At 41.7% G+C, this 6,773-nt stretch carries 5 protein-coding genes; 2 read left to right on the forward strand and 3 right to left on the reverse strand.

The window, feature by feature from the left end; translation table 11 throughout:
- Both J7J62_08820 and J7J62_08825 read left to right on the forward strand, forming a co-directional pair.
- Positions 1–794, forward strand: a 794-nt coding sequence (locus J7J62_08820; GenBank protein ID MCD6125254.1) for a hypothetical protein, incomplete at its 5' end; no start/stop codon positions are given.
- Positions 795–1,464: 670 nt separating this feature from the next.
- Positions 1,465–2,895, forward strand: coding sequence for a T9SS type A sorting domain-containing protein (locus tag J7J62_08825; GenBank protein ID MCD6125255.1), 1,431 nt, complete (start codon positions 1,465–1,467; stop codon positions 2,893–2,895).
- Positions 2,896–2,967: 72 nt separating this feature from the next.
- Here J7J62_08825 and uvrB read toward each other — a convergent pair whose 3' ends face one another.
- The 3 genes from uvrB to J7J62_08840 form a co-directional block, all read right to left on the reverse strand.
- Complete coding sequence (gene uvrB / locus J7J62_08830; GenBank protein ID MCD6125256.1) at positions 2,968–5,034, reverse strand: excinuclease ABC subunit UvrB; 2,067 nt, start codon at positions 5,032–5,034, stop codon at positions 2,968–2,970.
- 109 nt (positions 5,035–5,143) lie between these two features.
- Positions 5,144–6,325 (reverse strand): glycerol-3-phosphate acyltransferase, encoded by a 1,182-nt coding sequence (locus J7J62_08835; GenBank protein ID MCD6125257.1) that lies wholly within the window; start codon positions 6,323–6,325, stop codon positions 5,144–5,146.
- Positions 6,326–6,373: 48 nt separating this feature from the next.
- On the reverse strand, positions 6,374–6,773 hold a 400-nt coding region (locus J7J62_08840), incomplete at its 5' end, for an NUDIX hydrolase (GenBank protein MCD6125258.1).

Here is a 6,773-nt window from a genome sequence, read left to right on the forward strand (position 1 = left end):
ATATAAGAGATGTAACTATTTTTACCAATTTAATCTTTGTTTCGGAATCAACCTATCTTTGCACTCAAAGAGACTTTAGAGTAAGCTATGGATTGATTTTTGACAATCACGGTAATGTCAAAAGAAAGATTGTGTTACCTTTGGAAATAAGGATAATAGATGCGTTTAAAATAAATAATGGATATATTTCAGCACTTGGATTCGAACAACTTGAGGATACTGTGGGAATTCCCTACAACTGGGTCGGTCAACTTTACACTATGGATTCTTTGATTCCGGTTGATAGTTTTGGCGCTTATCCTGTAAAACTCTGGTATGATTGGGCATTGCGAACACCAATGGGTAACGGACCTTTTATAAAATATGTATTCAGGAATGATACCATATGGGGTGTATTTTCATTATTCCCTATCATGTTTAAACATATTGTTGGTTCTGGTGCTGATATGCAATGGCGCATTCCAATAGATAATTTTAAAATACCATACCTTTCACCATATATACTAAATAAAGAATCACTAAGAAAAGCTATAAAAAAGCAGGGCTGGAGTTTCCAATATTATGCAAATCTGGTCAATGACTCTTTAATGATAGTATTCCGTGGATATTTGCCGCCTTATTACATAGACTTTTATAATATAAAATCCAAAATTCCCATATATTATGGTTTCATAAAAATCAAAGGTGATTGGCAACCAGTTTGTAGCTACAAGGAACGAATTGTATTGTTAAACAGGAAAGAACTTATCAAAAAACGAAGAATTGTCTTAAAACTTGAATATATAAAACTATGAGAGGAATAATCAAAATAAATTGTATATTATTAGCAATTTTATTACTGACCCCCATTTATGGGCAAGCTAAAAGATGCAGAAATTGCAAAGTCACAATAGATAATTCTATAAAGTTTAAAAGCGAAAGATTTTTCGCGGATACCTTTTTAACAGTCGACGGAAAAAAGGTCACTATAAACGAGCTTATACGAAAAAAGCGTTGCATAATAAACATTATTCGCCTTGGCGATAGACAGGAATGGGTAAAGAAAACTCTCGACCTCACAAGAATAATTGAGGACAGCTGTCCAGACATTAAAATAATTTTCGTTTTCCTTGATGTTGATTCCTCAATCGCCGCACAAATCCCTTCGCAAATAAAATTTCAAGCGAAAATAGAAAGATTTACACTCGTATATAGCAACAAATATACTCAAGATCCATTCGCCTCAAAAATCACTCGCTGGAACCTACAACTGACTCCAGCCGTATGTCTAGTCAACTCTAGCCACAATAGGAAAGTAGGATTAATTTACTCACCCCTGATAAATAATGCCATATACAATCGTGTTAGGGAATTTTTGGGATGTAGATAATTACTCCGCCAAAACAATGCCAAAAATTTTGTTGTAAACCAAAAATTAATATATAAGTCTATTTAGGAGAAAAAAGAAGGATGGGGAGGTTAACTATGAAGTTAAATTGTGCTATGATTTTCTTATTCGTAGGTTTTGCTTTAGCCCAATGGCCACTAACCACCTCCAATTCTTGGATAACTGATGTCCCCACAGTATTCGACTTTGTTCCATTAGGTGTTGAATTCATTGAGACGACAGGGTCACAATTAGTATGGAACGGACCAAAATGGCGGCTTAGTTGCTTTATAGCCGCAGGAATAGGCATTACCCCAACAGGAGATACAATTTTGTTTCAGCTAAGAATACCTCATCCTACAAGAGGCGGTTTAAAAGATTGTTTCGCTGATATGTTTTATTATCGCGGAAGCTGGCGAAAATTTTATAGAAACTGTTCGCCTTGTTATTTCGTCGAAAGGAGTTCACGATTTTCATATCCCACATATTATGTATATGGTACTTATTCTTCTGGTGATTCATGCATTCAATCAATGTCATATGACACAACAACAAGAAGATGGATTTACAGAGTGTATCCCTTACATGGTCATGGAGACACAGTTGAGATTATTATGCGACCCCGTGGGGTAACATATTGGATGGGAAAGCCCCGAGGACCATATATTATTCATGGTGCTATTTTCAATCGCCCTGAGTTTGATATATGGGGCGGCTTTTGGGAACTGTGCGAGGTAGTCGGTAAAATAGTAATATTAGGTTCAGGAACTTGGAATTTTGTTGGAAATTGTATCTGGGACAGAGCATATCATCTCGTCTATTACTCTGATACTGCCGCTGGACATGCAGGCGCTCCTTTAGCATTCACATGTGGGTATGTATTTGATGATAGTTTTCAACTCGCATTCGCACACGCCGATAATCCATCACCCTTAACACCACCTGTGACATTTCAGCATCAGGGAAGGTTATATTTACCTTCAAGAGGACTAAGCCTGAGATTTGACAGGTTCACATTCTCAGATAATGGTGGTCTGCAACCAACTCAACTTTACATCGATAATGATTCCGATTCTGTGATAGTCCATCTTACAGGTGACCCTATCCTATTTTATCCAAGAGTATGGGGAATAGGAAATAATATATGGTGGGATTCAACAGCTCAACGAACTTGGGGCAGAGTATTTTTGCATTGGCATGGTCAAGTAATAGTAGGCACCGACACGATGAACATAGAAAATGCGTTCGGAGTGATAGAAGCAACGCGCTGTCAACCAGGTTCAAAAATAGAAAACGAATTAACCGCATTACCAAACAATTTAGCAATAAACATTTATCCTAATCCGTTTAATAAATATTGCGCGATAAAAACAAACAAAGAACTCTGCTTAGAAATATACGACATAAGCGGAAAGTTGGTCAAAAACTTAATTCCAACGAAGATTGCGACTGTGACAATTCGACTGGAGGGAAAATTTATTATTGGCAGCCAGAAAATTCAACCAACTCTGGAGTTTACTTCCTTGTAGCAAGACCGAAAAATGAAAAATCGCAATTCCAGATATTAGAAGTTAAAAAGCTTGTTTACATAAAATAAATTCTCAGTAAAACCTCGTTATCCTTTTAAGCTTCCTAAAAGGAGCTCTTCGCTTCTTTTTTCCGCCCGTTGGGGACTTGTTTAGCTCTTTTTGTATTTCTTTTATCTGGTCCCTGAGGAAAGCGGCGTATTCGAAATTAAGCTCCTTTGCAGCCTGCTTCATAAGTCTAACGAGCTCCTGAATTTGGGCTTCGGCGGGCAGGTCATCGATGTAGTCGGGCATTGATGGTCCTCTCTTTTCTCGCTCGCTTTCTCGCCTCTCATCGGCAACGGAAGTAGTAAGTAATATTGACTGCACAGATTTCTTTATCGACTGTGGAGTAATTCCATGCTTTCTGTTGTATTCCTCCTGTATCTTTCGACGACGTTCGGTCTCCTCTATCGCGAGCTTCATTGCCTCAGTTATTCTGTCCGCATAAAGAAGCACTGTCCCTGCCTTGTGCCTCGCAGCTCGCCCCGCAATCTGAATCAACGACCTATGGGACCGCAAAAACCCCTCCTTATCCGCATCCATAATAGCGACAAGCGAAACTTCGGGCAGGTCGAGTCCCTCACGAAGCAAGTTAACGCCAACGAGCACATCGATATTCCCGAGACGCAGGTCCCGCAGTATCTCCACCCGTTCTATGGTGTCTATCTCTGAATGAAGGTATCGAGCTTTTGCACCAAGCGAATGGAAGTAGTCAGCAAGGTCCTCCGCCATCCGTTTCGTAAGGGTTGTAACAAGCACTCGCTCGTTGCGCTCAATGCGCTTTTTTATCTCTCCCCAAAGGTCCTCAATCTGACCTCTCGTCGGTCTTACCTCAATCTTTGGGTCCACAAGTCCAGTTGGACGAATTAATTGCTCCACTACCTCACCACCAACCTTCTCAAGCTCATAATCTCCGGGTGTGGCAGATACATAGATAGTCTGCGGACATAACGCCTCAAATTCCTCGAATGTTAGCGGTCTGTTATCGAGCGCTGATGGAAGCCTGAAGCCATATTCTACGAGGGTCTCTTTACGGGACCTATCGCCGTGATACATACCTCTAAGCTGCGGAACAGTAACATGCGACTCATCAATGACAACCAGAAAGTCATCGGGGAAGTAATCGAGCAAACATGATGGTCTTTCGCCCGGCTTTCTTCCTGAAAGGTGGCGCGAATAGTTCTCTATGCCGGGGCAATATCCTATCTCAAGCAGAAGCTCTATATCGTAAAGAGTTCTTTGTTCAAGCCTTTGAGCCTCGAGTAGCTTGCCCATTTTCCGCAGTTCTTCAAGACGCTCGGCAAGCTCTTTTTTAATGGATTCAACAGCGCGCTCTATTGTTGGGCGACTGGAAACAAAGTGTCTTGCAGGGTAAATCCAAACATCCTCAAGTTCGTCGATAAGCTCACCCGTTATGGGATCGATGGTTGTTATTCTTTCAGGCACATCGCCCCAATACTCAATTCTTACAACATACTCCTCGTGGGCAGGATATATCTCAACTACATCGCCACGCGCCCTGAAAGAACCGCGATAAAAGTCTATCGGGTTCCGCACATAATGAATTTCAACGAGTTTTCGTAGAAGCAGTTCTCTTGAGGGACCTTTGCCCACTTTGATGTATGCCACGAGATCGCGAAAATCCTTCGGCGAACCTAAACCATAAATCGAGCTGACCGATGCAACCACTATCACATCACGGCGCGACAAAATTGATGTCGTGGCCTTAAGGCGCAATCTGTCGATGTCATCGTTTATGTCGGCATCTTTCTCGATGTAAGTGTCCGTCTCGGGAATGTATGCCTCAGGCTGATAATAATCGTAGTAGGATATGAAATATTCAACGGCATTCTCAGGAAAGAATTGTTTGAACTCCCCGTAAAGCTGGGCTGCAAGAGTTTTGTTGTGCGATATAACGAGCGTAGGCTTATTAACCCTCGCAATAACATTCGCTATCGTGAAGGTCTTTCCCGAGCCAGTAACACCGAGCAAAACCTGATACCTTTTCCCCGAAAGGACCCCCTCAGTAAGCTTCTCTATAGCTTGCCCCTGATCGCCAGTAGGTTCGAACGGAGAATGTAAAATAAACTTTTGTGCCATTTCACATCACCACAGTTAATTTATCAAAATTTTGTTCTCTTTTCAAGCTTTTATGAAATTCAGATTTAAAAATTAGCGGAAAAGTTTCAGCGGATTTCACAAAAAAGAATTAGATATATTTGTCGGCAACAGTCATCATTATAGCGCTTACTATGGACATGAAGAAATTATCGTCCTCGATAGGAGCTATTTCCACTATTGACGCGAAAGTAGAGCCAATAACTCCAATCCAAAACGGCACAATACCAATATTAGCGTATATCGCGCTCGCAATAATACAGGTCATGAAGCAGGCTAAAGTTCCAGACCATGTTTTGCCGAAAATACCCTTGCCTCCCACTGAAAACCCAACACTCCAAGCGGCCAGATCACCGAAAGTCACGAAAATCAAAGCCAATGAGGCAATACCAGCAGGGAATACAAGTAATGTAAGGAAAGCCGAGAAAAGATACATAACCATGGATGATATATGGCGTTTTTCCGTGTTTTTGTATCCTATGGGGAATTTCTTCAATCTTGTCGTGAATCTCAGAACCTCAAATACGATAAACACAGCAAGAACAGCACCAACAAGAATAACTGTTGCACGCTGATTTATTAAAACCCCCACAGAGAAAACCACAGCAAAAGGTCGAAGCCATTTTCGCTTCAACAACGATTTCTCCTCGACGGACATTCCCGCAAGCTTTTTCGATAAAACATTCTGTATTCTCTCCCCTATTTTATACAGTCCCGCTGCCACTAAAGCCACCAAATACGCATTAAGCGGATAAAACAACAATGCAGCAAGAATTATCAGCGATAGCATGAATAGGCTTTGAATTTCCTCGGCATGGCTAATTTTATTTCTGAATGCAAAAACGATAGCAAGCCCAGCGAATATAGGCACGAGATAAAATGCAAAATGCCAGTCCTGTATCATCAGCATCGTAAGGCAAAATCCTACAATCCCCACTGATGTAGCGCCACCACGCCCCCCTTTGAACTTAAGATAAAATGGAGCCAAATGTCCGACTAAAGCTGCAAAACCGCTCACCAAAGCTATTGGTTTCGGAGCGCCGAAAAGGCTTGATAGTAAAATAGCTGCGGGTCCCTTAAAGACATCATATATCGCGACGACAACTGCCACGCCATACCCCATGGTTTCCGCGGCGTTACGCGTTCCTGGGTTGCCTGAGCCTACCTGCCTTATGTCGAACCCCTTCAATCGTGCGATGAAATAAGCAGGAAGAATGCTTCCAAGAATGTATCCCAAAACAATTGGCGCAACATAAACGAGGAAACCAGACATTTCAGCTCCCCCTTCGACAACATAAAATGCTAAAACCAGGCGAAAAAGTCAAACATCATTTTTAGCGATAAGCTTCTCAAACAATTCGAACGCCTTCCTTATATCCTTTTTGGCGTAACCGTAACCATTCTCTTCTGTTCTCACCATACCTGATTCAATGTCGTGCCATGTTGCCCATACAAAATCAATGTGCTCATCCGAAAGTTTAACTTCTTTAGTTTTAGCGCGAGCAATAAAGTCGAGTCCGATATAAAGCGGCGAGTCCTGGACAATGCGACCAAACCACAAAAGCACCGGCTCAAACAATTCAACTTCAACGCTTGTTTCTTCCCTTATTTCACGCAGCACCCCTTCTCTGGGGTCCTCGTCCGGCCTTAGTCTTCCGCCGGGAGGAGCAAAAATTCTCGGTGGGTTACGCCTAAGTAGAAGCAACAGCTTTCCATTCTCA

The sequence above is a fragment of the bacterium genome (assembly GCA_021159335.1).
In the GTDB taxonomy this organism is placed as follows: Bacteria; UBP14; UBA6098; order B30-G16; family B30-G16; genus JAGGRZ01.